Annotated in this window: 9 protein-coding genes; 2 read left to right on the forward strand and 7 right to left on the reverse strand. The window is 44.1% G+C overall.

Features of this window, described 5'->3' with window-relative positions; translation table 11 throughout:
* Positions 1 to 55: 55 nt before the first annotated feature.
* The 6 genes from rpoC to FC26_RS05805 form a co-directional block, all read right to left on the reverse strand.
* Entirely contained in the window at positions 56 to 3,700 is a 3,645-nt protein-coding gene (gene rpoC, locus FC26_RS05780; protein ID WP_057778663.1) for a DNA-directed RNA polymerase subunit beta', read from the reverse strand.
* Between the two features lie 40 nt (positions 3,701 to 3,740).
* Entirely contained in the window at positions 3,741 to 7,337 is a 3,597-nt protein-coding gene (gene rpoB, locus FC26_RS05785; protein ID WP_057778666.1) for a DNA-directed RNA polymerase subunit beta, read from the reverse strand.
* Positions 7,338 to 7,582: 245 nt separating this feature from the next.
* Positions 7,583 to 8,173, reverse strand: coding sequence for a TetR/AcrR family transcriptional regulator (locus FC26_RS05790; RefSeq protein ID WP_057779082.1), 591 nt, complete (start codon positions 8,171 to 8,173; stop codon positions 7,583 to 7,585).
* 166 nt (positions 8,174 to 8,339) lie between these two features.
* The gene (locus tag FC26_RS05795) at positions 8,340 to 10,814 is read right to left on the reverse strand and encodes an ATP-dependent Clp protease ATP-binding subunit (protein WP_057778668.1); all 2,475 of its coding nucleotides are present in this window, start codon (positions 10,812 to 10,814) and stop codon (positions 8,340 to 8,342) included.
* Between the two features lie 18 nt (positions 10,815 to 10,832).
* Entirely contained in the window at positions 10,833 to 11,300 is a 468-nt protein-coding gene (locus FC26_RS05800; RefSeq protein WP_057778670.1) for a CtsR family transcriptional regulator, read from the reverse strand.
* Between the two features lie 148 nt (positions 11,301 to 11,448).
* Positions 11,449 to 14,274 (reverse strand): YhgE/Pip domain-containing protein, encoded by a 2,826-nt coding sequence (locus tag FC26_RS05805; RefSeq protein WP_057778672.1) that lies wholly within the window; start codon positions 14,272 to 14,274, stop codon positions 11,449 to 11,451.
* Positions 14,275 to 14,634: 360 nt separating this feature from the next.
* Between FC26_RS05805 and FC26_RS05810 the strand changes: the two genes are divergently transcribed.
* The gene (locus FC26_RS05810; protein WP_057778674.1) at positions 14,635 to 14,904 is read left to right on the forward strand and encodes an ACT domain-containing protein; all 270 of its coding nucleotides are present in this window, start codon (positions 14,635 to 14,637) and stop codon (positions 14,902 to 14,904) included.
* An 11-nt stretch (positions 14,905 to 14,915) separates the two neighbouring features.
* Complete coding sequence (locus FC26_RS05815; protein WP_057778676.1) at positions 14,916 to 16,259, forward strand: PFL family protein; 1,344 nt, start codon at positions 14,916 to 14,918, stop codon at positions 16,257 to 16,259.
* 320 nt (positions 16,260 to 16,579) lie between these two features.
* On the opposite strand, the gene FC26_RS05820 is transcribed toward FC26_RS05815, so the two are convergent.
* Positions 16,580 to 17,953, reverse strand: coding sequence for a sugar porter family MFS transporter (locus FC26_RS05820; RefSeq protein ID WP_057778678.1), 1,374 nt, complete (start codon positions 17,951 to 17,953; stop codon positions 16,580 to 16,582).
* Positions 17,954 to 18,179: the final 226 nt, after the last annotated feature.

The raw sequence follows: 18,179 nt of genomic DNA on the forward strand, positions 1-18,179 counted from the left end.
AAAAAAGCGTCAAAGCTGTAATCGCAGCTTTGACGCTTTTAGGATTTTCACAAGACTAATCTTGTTCTTGTTCCTTCATTTGTTGTTCAATATCGCTGATTGAGTAGACACCACTGGAGCTAGCAACGCTAACTTCCTTGGGCTTAATGTTCCGGTATTGACCCATACCAGTACCGGCAGGAATAATCTTACCGATAATAACATTTTCCTTCAAACCAACAAGTGGGTCATTCTTGCCACGAATAGCGGCATCGGTCAAGACACGAGTTGTTTCCTGGAATGATGCGGCTGACAAGAAACTATTGGTTTCAAGTGCGGCCTTCGTAATCCCAAGGATCACTGGACGTGCAGTTGCTGGAATACCACCAGCAACAAGCGTCTTGTAGTTTTCATCACGGAAATCAGTAATATCCATCAATGCACCTGGCAAGATGTCAGTATCACCTGGATCCATGACACGAACCTTCCGGAGCATTTGACGAATCATGATTTCAACGTGCTTATCAAGGATTTCAACCCCTTGCATACGGTAAACTTTTTGAACTTCACCGAGCAAGTAAGTTTCAGTTGATAAGACATCGCGAACTTGAATCAATTCCTTAGGATCAATTGATCCTTCGTTCAGCGCAGCGCCACGGTGAATAAAGTCACCTTCGGCCACCTTCAAACGAGCAGTGATCGGCAAAGTATATGTCCGAGTATCGGTTTCACCCTTAATCGTAATATCCTTCGTCCGTTCTGCTGGATTTTCTTCAACAGATTCTACGACACCAGTAACTTCAGTAATCTCAGCTTTACCTTTAGGGTTCCGAGATTCCACGATTTCTTGAATACGAGGAAGCCCTTGGGTAATATCTTCGTTTCCGGCAACACCACCGGTATGGAAGTTACGCATCGTTAATTGCGTACCTGGTTCACCGATTGATTGAGCGGCAACCGTTCCGACAGCTTCACCAGCTTCAACACGATCACCAGTGGCAGCGTTACGTCCATAACAACGTTCGCAGACACCATGCTTAGTGTTGCAAGTAAAGGCTGAACGAATCGTAACCTTCGTAATGCCAGCATCAACAATACGATCTGCAATATCTTCGTCGATCATTTCGTTCTTGCCGATGATCTTTTCACCAGTCTCTGGATCGTAAACTGACTTCATCGTGTAACGGCCGATCATCCGGTCGTACAACGGTTCGATCATTTCATTACCATCAGTAATGGCAGTAATGTCCAAACCACGATCAGTTCCACAGTCTTTTTCACGAACAATCACATCTTGCGCAACGTCAACCAGACGACGAGTTAAGTAACCTGAGTTGGCAGTCTTCAAGGCCGTATCGGTCATCCCTTTACGAGCCCCATGGGTCGAAATAAACATTTCCAAAACGTTCAAACCTTCGCGGAAGTTTGAAAGAATTGGCAATTCCATGATTTTACCGTTAGGAGCGGCCATCAAACCACGCATTCCGGCCAATTGCGTAAAGTTAGAGATGTTACCACGGGCACCAGAGTCAGACATCATGTTGATTGGGTTATGAATATCCATTCCTTCAATCAGCTTCTGTTGAACGGCATCCTTTGCATCGTTCCACACACCAATGACACGCTCGTATCGTTCGTCATCGGTAATCAGACCACGACGGAACTGCTTAGTAATCGTTGCAACTTCTTTATGCGCATCCGCAATGATTGCTGGTTTTTCCTTCAAATCGGTGATATCAGCAATCCCCACGGTTAGCCCAGAAATAGTTGATTCGTAGTAACCTAAGTCCTTCATACGGTCCAATAACAATGATGTTGCGGTTACCTTGTAACGCTTGTAAACTTCGGCAATGATGTCAGCCAAGAAGCCCTTCTTGAATGGTGGTATCAAAGGCATATCTGCAAGACGCGCCTTCAAATCCTCACCAGGTGCAAGAATGTACTTGTCGTCAACACCAGTTGTTAAGTTAGCTTTAGTTGGTTCGTTGAGGTAATTAAAATCTTCAGGCAAAATGTCATTAAAGATTAACTTACCAACGGTCGTGATCAAAACCTTCCCCTGTTGAGCAGGAGTAAATGGTTTCTTAGATAGTGATGAGGTCAACACACCCACACGCGTGTGTAAATGAACATACTTGTTTTGGTAAGCTGTCCGTGCTTCGTCAATATCCTTGAAGATCATGCCTTCGCCTTCACGACCACTTTCTTCAATGGTCAGGTAGTAGTTCCCGATAACCATATCTTGTGATGGGGTAACCACTGGTTGACCATCACGAGGTGACAAGATGTGACCAGCAGCCAACATCAAGATCCGTGCTTCAGCTTGTGCTTCGTCTGATAACGGTACGTGAATGGCCATTTGGTCACCATCGAAATCGGCGTTATAGGCTTCACATACTAGTGGATGCACACGCATGGCTTTACCAGAAACCAGCACGGGTTCAAACGCTTGGATTCCCAAACGGTGCAACGTAGGGGCCCGGTTAAGTAACACTGGATGTTCCTTAATAACGTCTTCCAATACGTCGTACACATCATCATCTTTACGATCAATCTTGCGCTTAGCGTTCTTAATGTTAGAAGCTAAGTCCCGCTTAACCAATTCCTTCATGATAAATGGCTTGAAAAGCTCCATTGCCATTGGTACTGGCAATCCCATTTGGTTCATCCGTAATGATGGCCCCACATCGATAACTGAACGGCCAGAGTAGTCAACACGCTTACCAAGTAAGTTTTGACGGAAACGTCCTTGCTTACCCTTTAACAAGTGAGACAGTGACTTCAATGGACGGTTACCAGGACCAGCAACCGGACGGCCACGACGGCCATTATCAATCAAAGCATCTACGGCTTCTTGTAACATCCGTTTTTCGTTTTGAACGATGATTCCCGGTGCATTCAAATCTAACAATCGTTTCAAACGGTTGTTACGGTTGATTACCCGACGATACAAATCATTCAAATCTGAAGTGGCGAAACGGCCACCTTCAAGTTGAACCATTGGACGCAGATCTGGTGGCATAACTGGCACAACGTCCATAACCATCCATTCTGGCTTGTTTCCTGACTTAAGGAAGGCTTCCAAGATGTCCAAACGACGTACCGCACGGGTCCGCTTTTGGCCAGAAGCATCCTTCAATTCTTCCTTCAATTCAGCAGCTTCCTTAGCTAAATCAACTTCGGCAAGCAATTTTTGAATTGCTTCTGCCCCCATTTCAGCCGTAAAGCGGCTACCAAATTCAAGTTTCTTATCACGGTATTCACGTTCTGACAAAAGTTGTTTCTTTTCAAGCGGTGTGTCACCCGCATCCAAAACAACGTAAGAAGCAAAGTAAATCACTTCTTCCAACGCCCGAGGGCTCATATCAAGAACCAAGCCCATCCGGCTTGGAATACCCTTAAAGTACCAGATGTGGGTAACTGGTGCGGCTAATTCGATGTGACCCATCCGTTCACGACGAACTTTAGAACGAGTTACTTCGACACCACAACGATCACAAACAACACCCTTATAACGGATCCGCTTGTACTTACCACAAGCACATTCCCAATCTTTCGTTGGTCCAAAAATCCGTTCATCAAACAAGCCGTCACGTTCTGGCTTAAGCGTCCGGTAGTTGATCGTTTCCGGCTTCTTTACTTCACCGTATGACCAGCTGCGGATCTTATCTGGAGATGCCAGACCGATTTGCATGCTTTCAAAATTATTGACATCAATCAAAGGATGATCCTCCTTAACTTAGTGTTTCTCATCTAACGAATTAATCTTGTTGAGGTTCTTCTTGTGGGGCTTCTTGTTGTTTTTGCTCAGCTTCTTGCTTTGCTTGTTGTTCCTGAGCGTACTTACTCAAGGCATCAACATTCACAACTTCGTCGCCATCGTCATCCATATCACGGAGTTCGATTTCTTGTTTCTGACCATCCAACACTTTCATGTCGAGACCAAGTGCTTGTAATTCTTTTACCAGCACGCGGAATGATTCAGGAACTCCTGGCTTTGGAATTGGTTCACCCTTCACAATTGCTTCGTAAGTCTTAACACGACCCACAACGTCATCTGACTTGTAAGTCAAGATTTCTTGCAATGTGTAAGCAGCACCGTAGGCTTCCAAAGCCCAAACTTCCATTTCACCAAACCGTTGGCCCCCAAATTGAGCTTTCCCACCAAGTGGTTGTTGGGTAACTAATGAGTATGGTCCAATTGAACGGGCATGGATCTTATCGTCAACCATGTGGGCCAACTTCATGTAGTGCATCACCCCAACGGCAATTCGGTTATCAAAGGCTTCACCAGTCCGGCCGTCATATAAGACAGTCTTACCATCTGAAGGAAGACCAGCTTCACGCACTGTATCCCAAACGTCATCATCAGTTGCACCATCGAAGACAGGTGTTGCAACGTGAATACCAAGTTCACGAGCGGCCATCCCCAAATGCAATTCAATAACTTGTCCGATGTTCATCCGTGAAGGCACACCCATGGGGCTCAGCATGATATCGATTGGCGTACCATCTGGCATGTAAGGCATATCTTCTTCAGGGATAACAACGGAAACAGTCCCCTTGTTACCATGACGTCCGGCCATCTTATCACCAACTTGGAGCTTCCGCTTCTGAGCGATGAAGACACGAACCATCATGTTAACACCAGGTGATAATTCGTCGCCATTTTCACGCGTGAAAATTTGGACGTTTTGGATAATTCCGCCACCACCATGAGGAACACGAAGTGATGTATCACGAACTTCACGTGATTTTTCACCAAAGATTGCATGCAAGAGTCGTTCTTCAGCTGACAATTCAGTAACTCCTTTAGGCGTTACCTTACCAACTAAGATGTCTCCATCTTCAACTTCGGCACCAACACGGATAATACCGTCTTCGTCCAAGTCTTTTAAGGCATCTTCACCAACGTTAGGAATTTCGCGAGTCATTTCTTCAGGTCCCAGTTTTGTATCACGCGCTTCTGATTCGTATGATTCAATATGGATTGAAGTATAAACGTCATCACGAACTAACCGTTCGTTGATTCCGATGGCATCTTCGAAGTTATATCCTTGCCATGTCATGAAGGCAACTAATGGGTTTTGACCAAGTGCCAATTCTCCATTTTCCATTGCAGGACCGTCAGCCAAGACTTCGTTTGCATCAACATGATCGCCAAGTTTAACGATTGGGGTTTGGTTATAGTTCTTACCACCGTTTGACCGACGGAATTTCATTAATTTGTAAGTATCGATCGTTCCGTTGTCACGACGAACACGAACTTCACGTGCATCGACGTATTCAACAGTTCCGTCATGCTTACAGATCAAAGCAACACCAGAGTCATGGGCAGCCGTATATTCGATACCAGTACCAACTAATGGTGAGTGAGGCCGCAGCAAAGGAACGGCTTGACGCTGCATGTTGGCACCCATCAAGGCACGGTTAGAATCATCGTTTTCCAAGAAAGGAATACATGCAGTGGCGACAGCAACTACTTGCTTAGGCGAAACATCCATGTAGTCAACGTTTTGAATGCTAGTTTCAATGTTTTCTGATTGTGACCGTGCCATAACTGATTCGTCAACGAATGAGCCATCATCATTTAATGGTGAGTTAGCTTGTGCAATAACATAGTTATCTTCTTCGTCAGCAGTTAGGTAATCGATCTTATCAGTAACTTTATGTGTCTCCCATGAAACACGACGGTATGGTGTTTCGATGAAACCATACCGGTTAACCCGTGCATAGCTTGACAAACTGTTAATCAAACCAATGTTAGGACCTTCCGGCGTTTCAATTGGGCACATCCGACCATAGTGGGTATAGTGAACATCTCGAACTTCATATCCGGCACGATCACGAGTCAAACCACCAGGTCCAAGGGCTGATAAACGACGTTTGTGGGTCAATTCACCCAGTGGGTTCGTTTGATCCATGAATTGTGATAGTTGTGATGACCCAAAGAATTCCTTAATTGAAGCAACAACCGGCCGGATGTTGATCAACTGTTGTGGTGTCACCGTAGCACTATCTTGGATTGACATCCGTTCACGAACCACACGTTCCATCCGTGAAAGTCCAATTCGGAATTGGTTTTGTAATAATTCACCAACTGAACGAATCCGACGGTTACCCAAGTGATCGATATCATCCGTGTTACCAATTCCTTCTTGCAAGTTGAAGAAGTAGTTCATTGAGGCCAAGATATCAGCTGGTTGAATATGCTTCAACTTCAAGTCAATGTGACCGTTACCGATCATTGGTACTTCACGTTCTGGATCTACCTTTGAGTAAACCATGATCTTTTGTAATTCAACGGGAGCTGTCACAACAGCCTCGTCAGATGGTGTATATGTGATCATCTTGAAGTCATCACGATCAAGGTAAGTTTCCAAGTCGCGCATAACTTCTTTAGTAATCAAGGTGCCCTTAGCTGCAACAACTTCCCCAGTTTCTGGATCAGCCAATGTTTCAGCCAACGTTTGGTTTAACAAACGGGTCTTGAGGTTTAGCTTCTTGTTTGTCTTATAACGACCAACAGGGGCCATGTCATAACGCTTAGGATCAAAGAAACGCGCCGTCAATAAACTTCTTGATGAGTCGGCCGTCTTTGGTTCGCCTGGACGAAGTCGTTCGTAAATGTCTTTCAATGATTCTTCGACACGTGAATCTTCATTGTTTTTATGAACATCCTTGTCCAAGGTTAATGATAGTGATTCGCTACCGCCAAACATATCGATGATTTCGTCGTCTGAACCAAATCCTAAGGCACGTACCAATTCAGTCAATGGAATCTTACGAGTCCGATCAATCCGAACATAGGCAATGTTTTTAGCATCCGTTTCATATTCCAACCATGCACCACGGTTTGGAATGAACGTTGCGCCGTAACTTGGGCGTCCATTCTTATCGAGTTCTTCATTAAAGTAGATTCCTGGTGAACGAACTAATTGTGAAACAATAACCCGTTCTGCCCCGTTAATGATAAACGTTCCTTGCTCAGTCATCAGTGGGAAGTCCCCAAAGAAGACGTCTTGAGACTTAATTTCGCCAGTTTCGTGGTTCGTCAAACGTAACGTAACATGCAAAGGTGCAGAATAATTGGCATCGTGTTCACGTGCCTCATCTACTGTATATTTCGGTTCTAATAACTGATAATCGACGAACTCCAATGATAGCTTTCCTTGAAAGTCATCAATCGGCATAATGTCATCAAACATTTCCCGCAGACCTTCGTCCAAGAACCATTGATATGAGTTTGATTGGATTTCAATCAAGTTAGGCAAATCGAGAACTTCTTTGATTCGCGAATAACTACGACGGGTACGGTGTTTACCGTATTTAACTAAATGTCCGGCCAAGCTGTTCACCTCTCTAATTTATTCCACAAGTTCATCTCAAATTGAATGTTACAGTTTGATTACAAATTGTAATTTAACCCAATTTTGAGCAAAAAAAATCCAAAAATAGCCTCTGCTATCTTTGGTTTTTATGAAGAATCGTATGGACAATAGATCACACGACTCAAATGAACTCGCAACTACATACAGACGTCATTATATGCTCACAGCTCCTATAAGTCAATAGCTGTGCTTGTTCGTTCTTAATTAATTTTTTACTTGGTCGCAATCCCATATAAGAAGAACTGCAGGGTTAACTTAACCCGGTCATCATTGGACAGTTGGTGTCCTCCAAGCTTATTAAACGTGCCAAATAACGTGTTAATGTCCGCTAAAAAGAACTCCGCTGCTTCATCCGGTAGAATCTCCGCGCGTAATGGCACTTCTGGCAACTTAAAATATTCTGCAATTGGTGCCAAATAATTCATCTTAAACAACATTTCCAACTTCCGTTTTCCACTTGACGACAGTTCTTTGTAACTCTCGTAAATTAGTGTCGTAATGCTGTTATGGTGAATTTTGGTGAGCACCTTGGTAATTTCAAATAAGCGTTCCTCTGGATCTAAATTCTGCTTCCGAAGCGTCTTATTGACATTATTACGAACTTCCTTACCAATTTCAGAAATGACTTCTAAGAAAATCACCTCTTTATCGTTAAAGTGGTGATACAAAGCCGGTTGGGTAATTCCGATTTCGCCCGCAATATCACGTGTTGAGGTATTTTGATAACCATTCTTTAAAAATAATTTTCGTGCGGTCGTTAAAATCGCCGTTCTTGTTTGTTCCAACTGCTCGGAGCGTCTCATTGCCATTCCTCTCAATCCTAGCTAAAAATCTTAATTTGTTGAGCTTCAAGTACAATTATCTGCTGAAAGCCTATATTTTACAACTAGAAATTAGCAATCGTCCCCCATTTTTTCAAAAAAGCTCATTTTGAACCTTAGCTGGTTCAAAATGAGCTTTTCTAGTTAACTAGTTAGTTGTTATTAAACGTGAGTTGTGTTGATCATCTTGCACGCTCACTTTGATCTTTCCGCGTGTAGATCCGACCACGACTGTATCACCAATCTTGATCTGGCCGCCAAGCATTGCTTCACTCAACCGGTCTTCAACTTCTGTTTGTAGGGCCCGACGGATTGGCCGTGCACCATATTCAGGGTCAAAGCCCGCCTTCGCAACCACGTCAATCGCCGCCGAGGTAAATTTAAGGGTAATCGCTTGTTCAGCCACCCGCTTGACTAGGTCATGCGACATCAGTTTGACAATCTGGTGGAGTTCATCCTTCTTAAGGGAATGGAAGATGATCGTTTCATCGATCCGGTTCAAGAACTCTGGCCGGAAATGCATCTTCAACTGTTCTGTGATCGCGCCGGCCATTGCCCGATAATCACTTTGCACATCCTTGGCGCCGAATCCGACTTCCTTTTCATCCCGTAGTGCAGTTGCACCCAAGTTAGATGTCATAATTAAGATCGTATTCCTAAAGTCCACCTTGCGGCCCTTAGCGTCCGTCAAATAACCATCATCTAGTACTTGCAATAGTAGGTTGAAGACGTCTGGATGGGCTTTTTCAGCTTCATCAAGAAGTACCACGGAGTACGGATGTTGCCGTACTTTTTCGGTCAGTTGGCCTCCTTCATCGTAGCCCACATAGCCTGGGGCCGCACCAATCAATCGACTCGTACTATATTTCTCCATGTATTCGGACATATCCACCCGAATCATGTTGTCCTCGGAACCAAACATGGCTTCTGCTAGTGCCTTTGCCAGTTCCGTCTTTCCGACCCCAGTTGGTCCAAGGAACATGAATGACCCAATTGGGCGATTAGGATCTTTCAAGCCGCTGCGCGCCCGTCGAATAGCCCGTGCCACAGCGGAAACTGCTTCTTCCTGACCAATAACGCGTTCATGCAGAATCTTTTCTAGGTTAACCAGTCGTTCACTTTCAGTCTTACGCAGTTGTGTCAACGGAATGCCCGTCCACTCTGCGACAACTTGGGCGACGTCTTCCTCACTCACCTGTAAGTCGTATTGCCGATTAGTTTTATCTTTTTCAGCCTGTTGATCGACTTTTTCTTTAAGTTTCAATTCTTGCTGTCGGATTTCAGCGGCCAAATCGAAGTTCTGTTCTTCAATGGCCTTTTCCTTATCCTGACGCAATTGTTCCAGCTTATCAACTTGCTTCGTCTTCTTGCTTGGTTTGTCCTCAGCATCGATCCGAACCTTTGCTGCGGCCTCGTCCATCAAATCGATCGCCTTGTCAGGCAAGAATCGATCACTAATATAACGTGATGATAGTTTGACGGCCTGAATAATCGCTTCGTCCGTAATTTCGGCCTTGTGGTGATCCTCATAGCGGCCACGAAGCCCCTTTAAAATTGCGACGGCTTCATCTTCTGTGGGTTCATCGACCTGAACGGTTGCAAAACGACGCTCCAATGCAGCATCGGATTCAATATATTTTTGATACTCATCAAGGGTTGTGGCCCCGATTGTTTGGAGCTCACCCCGTGCCAATGCCGGCTTCAAAATGTTGGAGGCATCGATCGCCCCTTCAGCACCACCAGCACCAATGAGGGTATGCAATTCATCGATGAATAGGATAACGTGCCCATCATGATAAATTTCATCGATCACTTTTTTCAAACGATCCTCAAACTCACCACGATACTTAGTTCCAGCCACTAGGGATCCCATATCAAGCATCATAATGCGCTTCGATGCTAAATCATCTGGCACATTACCAGCCACGATCCGTTGTGCTAGTCCTTCAGCAATAGCTGTTTTCCCGACTCCGGGTTCCCCAATTAGGACAGGGTTGTTTTTCGTCCGGCGACTCAAAATTTGGATCACCCGTCGAACTTCTTGTTCACGACCAACGACCGGATCCATCTTGTCTTCCCGAGCACTCTGTGTTAAATCACGTGCAAGTGAATCCAAGGTTGGTGTGCCCTGTGGTTGAGGGTTCTTAGCCCGATTATTCTGATGACGTTTCGTCGTATCAGCAACCCCTAACCGTCGTAGCACGTTTTTACGTGTTTGGTTTAAATCGACATTTAAGTTTAATAGGATGCGTGAAGATAGAATGCTATCGTCGGTTAACAATGCAAGGAGCAAGTGCTCGGTGCCAATTTTAACAGCCCCTAAACGCTTGGCTTCATCCCCCGCCGCAGCCAAAATTTCCTTTGCCTTTGGTGAGTATGGGAGATAGGTATCCTTATCAATATTTGTTAAGGTACCATAACCGGTGAATCGCTCAATTTCTTCGCGGATATCATCTTCAGTAATCGAAAACTGTTGTAACACCTTATTAGCAATCCCGTTTTGTTCAATACTCAATGCTAGTAACAGATGTTCAGTTCCCACAGCTTGGTGCTTAAAATACTTTGCCTGTTCCTGTGCCAGTACCAAAACGTTTTTAGCACTTGGTGTAAATAGGTTATCCATCGCAATTCCCCTCTTTCTCTAACTTTCGTAACGCAGTCGATTCAACAACGAAATCAAAATGTTGGCTCGTAACGCATTCTCGAGTTGCCGATCACTAATTGAATAGGTGGACTTTTCAATCGCCACCACCATCAAATCAGCTTCACGACGACTCACGACCCCCTCATCATACAACGTTTGAATAATTGAGACGGCATCTCGTTCACTAATTGAATTGCCGATTACTTTAATTAATGAATTTAACACACTCACATCATCAAGTAAATTGACTTTCTCAATGCGAATATAGCCGCCACCGCCGCGTTTACTCTCAACCATGTATCCATTTTGAATCGTAAAACGAGTCTTTATCACGTAGTTGATTTGTGACGGGACAACGTCGAATAAGTTAGCAATCTCTGAGCGCCTGATTTCAACATGTTCTGAATCGGCCAAAATAGTCTTTAAGTAACGTTCAATGACATCAGAAATATTTTGACCTTCCATTATTGATTCCCCATTCTTTGACTAATGTTGACTAATATTATACAAAGTCTAACACTAAATGCAAATAGATTTGTCTCAATCCCGGAAAATAATAGCCGTACTCCCTAATTTAGCGAGTACGGCTACTGTTTTTCAAAGAACGTTTACTTTATTTTTCTTCAGGTTCTTCATTATCGGTTAATCGTTTTGCAACAAGGAAATCAATCAGGTACGCGATTCCGGCGAGCACTACGGTAAAGAGTAACAGGAAGGCAATGGCAAGTAAGACATTGTAGTTTGTTCCATTAATCAATGCATCGAAACCGTGGATTGCATGCGTCATTGGTAAGATGCTTGCGATACCTTGGTAGAAGCTCGAGAGCATTGCGTTAGGGAATACCTGTCCCGTAATAATGATCTGGAGAAGCGCCAGCAAGACCGCAAACAAGACACCAACACGGCCAAACATGTGATAAAGCGTCATGCAGATCGCGGTAAAGAGAACCGAAACGATCAACGAGAAGAACGTTAACCCAAACCAGCTAGCAACGCTCACACCGAGAACGGCCAACAAGACATCCGCAATCACGGCTTGCGCAACGGCCGTTAAGCCAATTGCCAGAAGTGGTTCTTCAAACAGTGTGTGACGTTTCCGTCTTTCTGGAGTGAAGAGTCCCAGTTGGGTCACCACAGCCCCTAAGAAGAGAACTAGGGCCAACATCAATGGTGCAAATGTGTTCTTCAGGCTTTCGCTTGTGGCCCCCTCTTCTTTATTGCTGATTGGCGTTGCGAGATGGTTAACATTGCTTGAACCAGCATGGATTGTTCCGATTTGATCGGCACCATCTTGTAAGGCCTTATTCAAGGTGCTAACACCATCTGCCGCTGTATCCGTTCCATCAAGTAATTGATGAGAACCACTTGCTAATTGATCGGCACCAGATTTCGCAGTGACCGTGGCGTCATAAATTTGACTCGTTCCACTACGAAGTTGTGAACTAGCACCCGTCAATTGGTTACCACCAGAAACAATCTGGTCGCCACCAGAAACAAGTTGCGCCACCCCAGAGATCAGAGCAGGAGCAGAAGCAGCAAGCGTTGCGTTCCCAGTTGCAAGTTGTGCCGCGCCACTAACTAATGCACTCGTATTTGCATTCAACTGATTACCACCGGCAACTACTTGTGAACTACCAGCAAATAGTTGCTTAACACCACTTGCAAGAGTTGGTGCTTGATTAGCCAGCTCTGAATTACCAGAAGCTAATTGTGAAGCACCAGAAGTCAATTTAGAAACCGTACTACTGTCGGTTAATTTATCGAATCCTTGTTCTTGCAATTGATTTAAGGCCGGTGTTAAGGCCTTTGAATTTGCCAAAACGGTGTTCAATTTTGAAATAGTATCCGATGAAAGCAGTGGATCCGTTTCATCAAATAATGAATTAGCTTCCGTTTCAATGTTTTGTACCTTTTTAAGCATCGCCTCGGCATCAGCAGTGGTTAAATTAGCACTCCCGAGTTCCGTACTAAATTCATCCAATGCAGTAGTTGACTTATCACTGACCATCTTGTAAGCATTGGCAGTATTCTTAGCATCGCTACCTAATGTAGTGGTAGCTTTCGTCTCAGCTGCCGCAGCGCTTTGTAAAGCAGCTTTCTGATCAGGATCTGAAACATTCGCAATAGCAGCTTGCAGGGCACTCTGCGCACTCGTAACATTACCCTGATCAGTTGCGATCTGTGTTGGTGTTTTCGCAATCATGTTGGCAAGCTTCATCTGTGCTTGAAGACTGCTAATCTGTGTTTTAGCCGAACTAATCTTATCCAAAAGTGGTGCTAGTTCAGTTAATGTGTTCAGTCCATCTTGCAAACTAGACATGTCCGACTTCAACTGAGCAGTATCTGTTTGCGCCTTTTGCATTGTCGACGTCATACTATCAATGCTGCTGACGATCTTATCATTAGCAGCAACTGCAGCACGAACCTTGGCAAATTCAGTATTAACTGAATTAACACCAGTCGTATACTGACTGATTCCATCAGACAACTGTGTCGATCCATCTGCCAATTGCTTCGTCCCACTGACTAATGAACCAGTCTTGCTGTTCAATTGCCCCAAGCCATCATAGATCTGTTGATTACCAGAAGTTAACTGTGAAACCCCATCAGTATACTGCTTAACCCCACTGGATAACGTCTTCGATCCAGTTGCCAGCTGTGCAGTACCACTAACCAATGGTTCCGCGCTTTCCTGCAAAGTATGCAGACCAGCAGCCAGTTGCTTATCCGCTGCTGTTAATGTATCTACCCCAGTGGTATACGTATCAACACCATCTTTGAGCGTCTTAGCACCAGATTCAAACGTGACCATATTAGTCGAAAGTAAATCTAAGTTCCGGGTAATTTCGGTTTGACCGTCTTTCAACTGCGTCATCCCATCATCAAGCTGTTGTGTCCCACTGGCAGCTTGCTTAGTCCCATTGCCAAGCTTCTTCAAACTACTCAACAGGGTCTGACTATAAACCTTTTGTACTTTGGTCTTCACTTGTGATTGAACGGTGTCTGCCACCGTTGTGGTCACCATTGAAGATAAAAAGTTATTCCGTTTTGATTCATGAAGCTTAATCAAGCTAACCTTCGGATTCTTTGCCATTAATGTCGTTGCATTCTCTGAAAAGTTCTTCGGTAGTTCGATTTCTAAGTAAGCATCCCCGTCTGCAAGTTGCTTCTTAGCCGTTTTTTCACTCACAAATTCCCATTTAACTTGGTGATCCTTCTTTAAGGTATTCACCACTTGTTGACCAACATCAATCAGTTGACCATTACTTTCTGCGGGTTGATCTTTGTTCACCACAGCAACCGGAATGTTCTTTGTCGCAGCATGTTGTTCGTATTGAATAAAGTTAAAAATTGCTATTAACAATACTGCGGGTACCAGCACAGCTAGTACAATATACGCAATCCGACGCATACGTGGAGTCCCAAAATTACTTAGCATTCTTTGTCCTCCGTTTTCTCAGTTCAAAATCTTCGTTTGACATTTCGATTAATGCCGTGAACCGTTTATTACATTATCGGTTCACCCCGTGAATGTCAATACTTGATTTAACGGGATTTAGTCACATATTTTTAATAGTTTCGTGTATCAATAATTATTTATCTAAGTTATATCAGTGCATTAAAATTTTACTAAGTCACAATAAAAAATTGTAAATTTATTCAAAAAAAATTCAAATTTCTGGGAAAGTCGTTCGCTTTAGAACGATTTCAAGATAATTTAATCATTTTCTCATTTTATGGTTTATCTTCGTCATTTTTTCTTTATAATGGTACTAATTCACATAAGGGAGCCTACATCATGAAAGTTATTATCACCGTCGTCGGCAACGATAAAGTCGGCATTGTTGCAGCCGTTAGTCAAGAACTTGCTCAATTGCACGTTAATATCATCGATATGTCCCAGACCCTCATGCATGGCAGTTTCACAATGATGCTGATGGGTGAATTCGCAGCAGACACAACTTCATTCGACAGTCTCCAAAAAGCACTCAATCAATTAGGAGACCAAATCGGTGTTTCCATCCATCTTCAACGTCAAGAATTATTCGACGCCATTCAAAAAATCTAAGGGGTTAACGCATGGAAACGAGACAAATTCAAGATACCATCCAGATGATTGAAGAAGAACACCTCGATATTCGTACAATCACCATGGGAATTTCACTTCTCGACTGCATCGATAGCAATAGCGATCGTGCTTGTCAGAGAATCTACGATAAAATCACAGCTAAGGCTCAAAATCTGGTACAAGTCGCTGAAGATATTCAAAAGGAATATGGCGTTCCGATCGTCAATAAGCGAATTTCGGTCACTCCAATTGCCCTCATTGCGGCGGCTAGTGAAACTACCAACTACGTTAAGTATGCACAGACACTTGATAAAGCGGCCACCGATTTAGGCATCGATATTATTGGTGGCTTTTCCGCACTGGTTCAAAAGGGGTATCAGTCTGGCGATCGCAACCTAATCAGCTCTATTCCAGAAGCATTAGACGCGACAAGCCGAGTTTGCAGTTCCATTAACGTTGGCTCAACGCGTTCCGGTATTAACATGGATGCCGTGGCCGAAGTCGGCCAAATCGTCAAACAAATTGCAGCAATCGATCCCCAAAAGTGCATGAATCTGGTGGCCTTTTGTAATGCCGTAGAAGACAACCCATTTATGGCTGGCGCCTTTCACGGTGTTGGCGAAGCCGATTGCGTGATTAACATGGGCATTAGTGGCCCCGGCGTTGTTAAACGGGCCCTTGAACAAGTTAAAGGGGCTTCCTTTGATGTCGTTGCTGAAACCATCAAGAAAACCGCATTTAAAGTTACCCGTGTCGGCCAATTCGTTGGTCAAATTGCTTCCCAACGGTTAGATGTCCCCTTTGGCATCGTCGATCTCTCCCTCGCACCAACTCCTGCTCGTGGTGACTCAGTAGCCGAAATTCTCGAAGAAATTGGGCTGGATAGCGTTGGTGCCCCCGGTACAACGGCCGCACTAGCCATGCTTAATGACGCGGTCAAAAAGGGTGGCATTATGGCCTGTAGCCATGTCGGTGGTCTCTCCGGTGCTTTCATCCCCGTTTCTGAAGATGCTGGTATGATCAAGGCCGTTCAAGCTGGCCGCCTTAGCATCGAAAAACTGGAAGCCATGACAGCCGTTTGTTCCGTTGGTCTCGATATGATCGCGGTTCCCGGTGATACTACCGCGCAGACCATCAGCGGTATCTTAGCTGATGAAGCGGCCATTGGGATGATTAACAATAAAACCACCGCTATTCGAATCATCCCCGCAACTGGTAAAAAAGTCGGTGATGATATTAACTTTGGTGGCCTATTTGGGCACGCACCGGTAATGGCGGTTAGCGAAAGTCAGCCAACCGCATTCATCGCTCGTGGCGGTCGAATTCCAGCTCCCATCCATTCATTTAAAAATTAACTTCGCTGCACGGCAAACAAATACGCCCGCTCTTCCTTACAGAAGAACAGGCGTATTTGTTTGGTTCCATTTTAGAAGCAAAAAGACCCGCGATGCGAGTCCTACAAAAGTTAGTTGATAATAAATGTTCTGAACAATAATGTGCTAAATCCTTGATATCAAGAAAACAGCAGATAGAAAAGTCCTTTCGCTCTAGACTTATCAATAGAGGAAAAGTTCTTTTTAGCGAAACATAATACGTCGTTACCGTACATCCTATTTAAGTCAATTAGCACAGAACACAAAAGGAGCTACATAGCGCGTTTCTCTCAGTTCACGTATTACTGCTTCACGTCTTCCTTGTTACGCATTTCCATTTCAATTTGCTCGAGGGTTTTTCCCCGTGTCTCAGGAACCATGTAAATAACAAAGAAAATCGAAACAATCGCAAAGAAGGTAAAGACGGCAAACGGGCCACCAACGTTATTGTGAAAAATACTCAACAGAACCAAAAAGAACTGTGACACAATGAAATTACCAATCCAGTTAGCCGCCGACCCAATTGAATTACCGACACCTCGGACGTTCAGTGGGAAAATTTCGCCGATCATTAACCAGCAAATGGGGCCCCATGATACAGCAAACCCGAAAATGTACACAGCAATTAGAATCATCGTGGGTATAGCAGCAGATTGGACACTCAACGTAAAATTAAGAACGGACAGTGTCCCAATCGCCAGTGCCATCACGATCGAACCGAATAGAAGAATCGTACGCCGATTGAACCGATCCATGATCTGGTAGGCTAAAATCGTGCAGACAAAGTTAACAATCCCAATACCTACTGAAATCCAAATAGCATTGCTTTCAGCAAATCCAAATCCCTTAATAAACACCTGTGGCAAAAAATAGATTACAGAATTAATTCCCACTAATTGCTGCAAAAACATCAAACCAATTGCCACGATAACCGCGGGCCGCGCAAATGTGAACAGTTCTTTTAGCCCGCCCTTCGGTTGGTTGGCAACCTGCTGAATATCAGCCAATTCTTGGTCTGGATCCTGGTCCGTGTTGGCACGTAGCCCTCTTAGAACATCATGGGCCTCACTGACCTTGCCTTTCTCCACCAAAAACCGTGGTGACTCGGGTAAAATTAATGATCCAACAAACAAAATAGCGGCAGGAATCAGTGCCGAACCAAGCATCCAGCGCCAGTCACGCATCCCGAGTAGGTTATGATGCAAAAATCCCAGATTAGAGACATACGCCAGCAAAATCCCAAGCGTTATCATTAATTGAAACATGGTCCCTAATGAACCACGGTGCGGGGCATCGGCCAACTCAGCCAGGTACGCCGGCGTTAAGGCTGATGCAGATCCTACGGCAAACCCAAGAATAATTCGTGCCACGACCATTGATACAAAACCGGCTGCCGTCATTGACAATCCCGAACCCATCAAAAACAAAATTGAAGCAAATAATAAAAGACGCTTACGACCGAACTTATCTGATAGCGAGCCAATTGATAGTGCACCGATTGACGAGCCAATCAACACCGACGACGTAATAAAACCAGTTTGTTCTACGTTCAGACTAAAATCGCTTTCGATCAACGATGATGCACCGGAAATAATACCAGTATCAAATCCAAATAATAATCCACCTAACGCACCAAAAACAAAAATAAAGAAAATACTCAAGTGTCGCGTTTGCATAAAATCTCTCCTCACGTTAGTTCCGCTACAACTTACTAACGAAGCATTATTATAATCACTTTTCACGTTTGTGCAACCGGTTTCATATTTAAGTCCATGCCATCCTGATTTTCACATCAGTTGGTATAGTTACAGACAATTTCGGAATTCAAATAATTGATTGAACACTGCTTTTTCATTATTTGCATATTCTTTCTACCATTATTTCAATTGTTTGCAAATGCCA

It is taken from the genome of Paucilactobacillus vaccinostercus DSM 20634, assembly GCF_001436295.1.
Classification (GTDB): domain Bacteria; phylum Bacillota; class Bacilli; order Lactobacillales; family Lactobacillaceae; genus Paucilactobacillus; species Paucilactobacillus vaccinostercus.

Bases quoted from the DNA above. Each gene is read 5' to 3' on its own strand.
- FC26_RS05805 (WP_057778672.1), bottom strand. From the start codon at position 14,274: ATGCTAAGTAATTTTGGGACTCCACGTATGCGTCGGATTGCGTATATT.
- FC26_RS05795 (WP_057778668.1), bottom strand. From the start codon at position 10,814: ATGGATAACCTATTTACACCAAGTGCTAAAAACGTTTTGGTACTGGCA.
- FC26_RS05810 (WP_057778674.1), top strand. From the start codon at position 14,635: ATGAAAGTTATTATCACCGTCGTCGGCAACGATAAAGTCGGCATTGTT.
- FC26_RS05815 (WP_057778676.1), top strand. From the start codon at position 14,916: ATGGAAACGAGACAAATTCAAGATACCATCCAGATGATTGAAGAAGAA.
- FC26_RS05820 (WP_057778678.1), bottom strand. From the start codon at position 17,953: ATGCAAACGCGACACTTGAGTATTTTCTTTATTTTTGTTTTTGGTGCG.
- FC26_RS05790 (WP_057779082.1), bottom strand. From the start codon at position 8,173: ATGAGACGCTCCGAGCAGTTGGAACAAACAAGAACGGCGATTTTAACG.
- FC26_RS05800 (WP_057778670.1), bottom strand. From the start codon at position 11,300: ATGGAAGGTCAAAATATTTCTGATGTCATTGAACGTTACTTAAAGACT.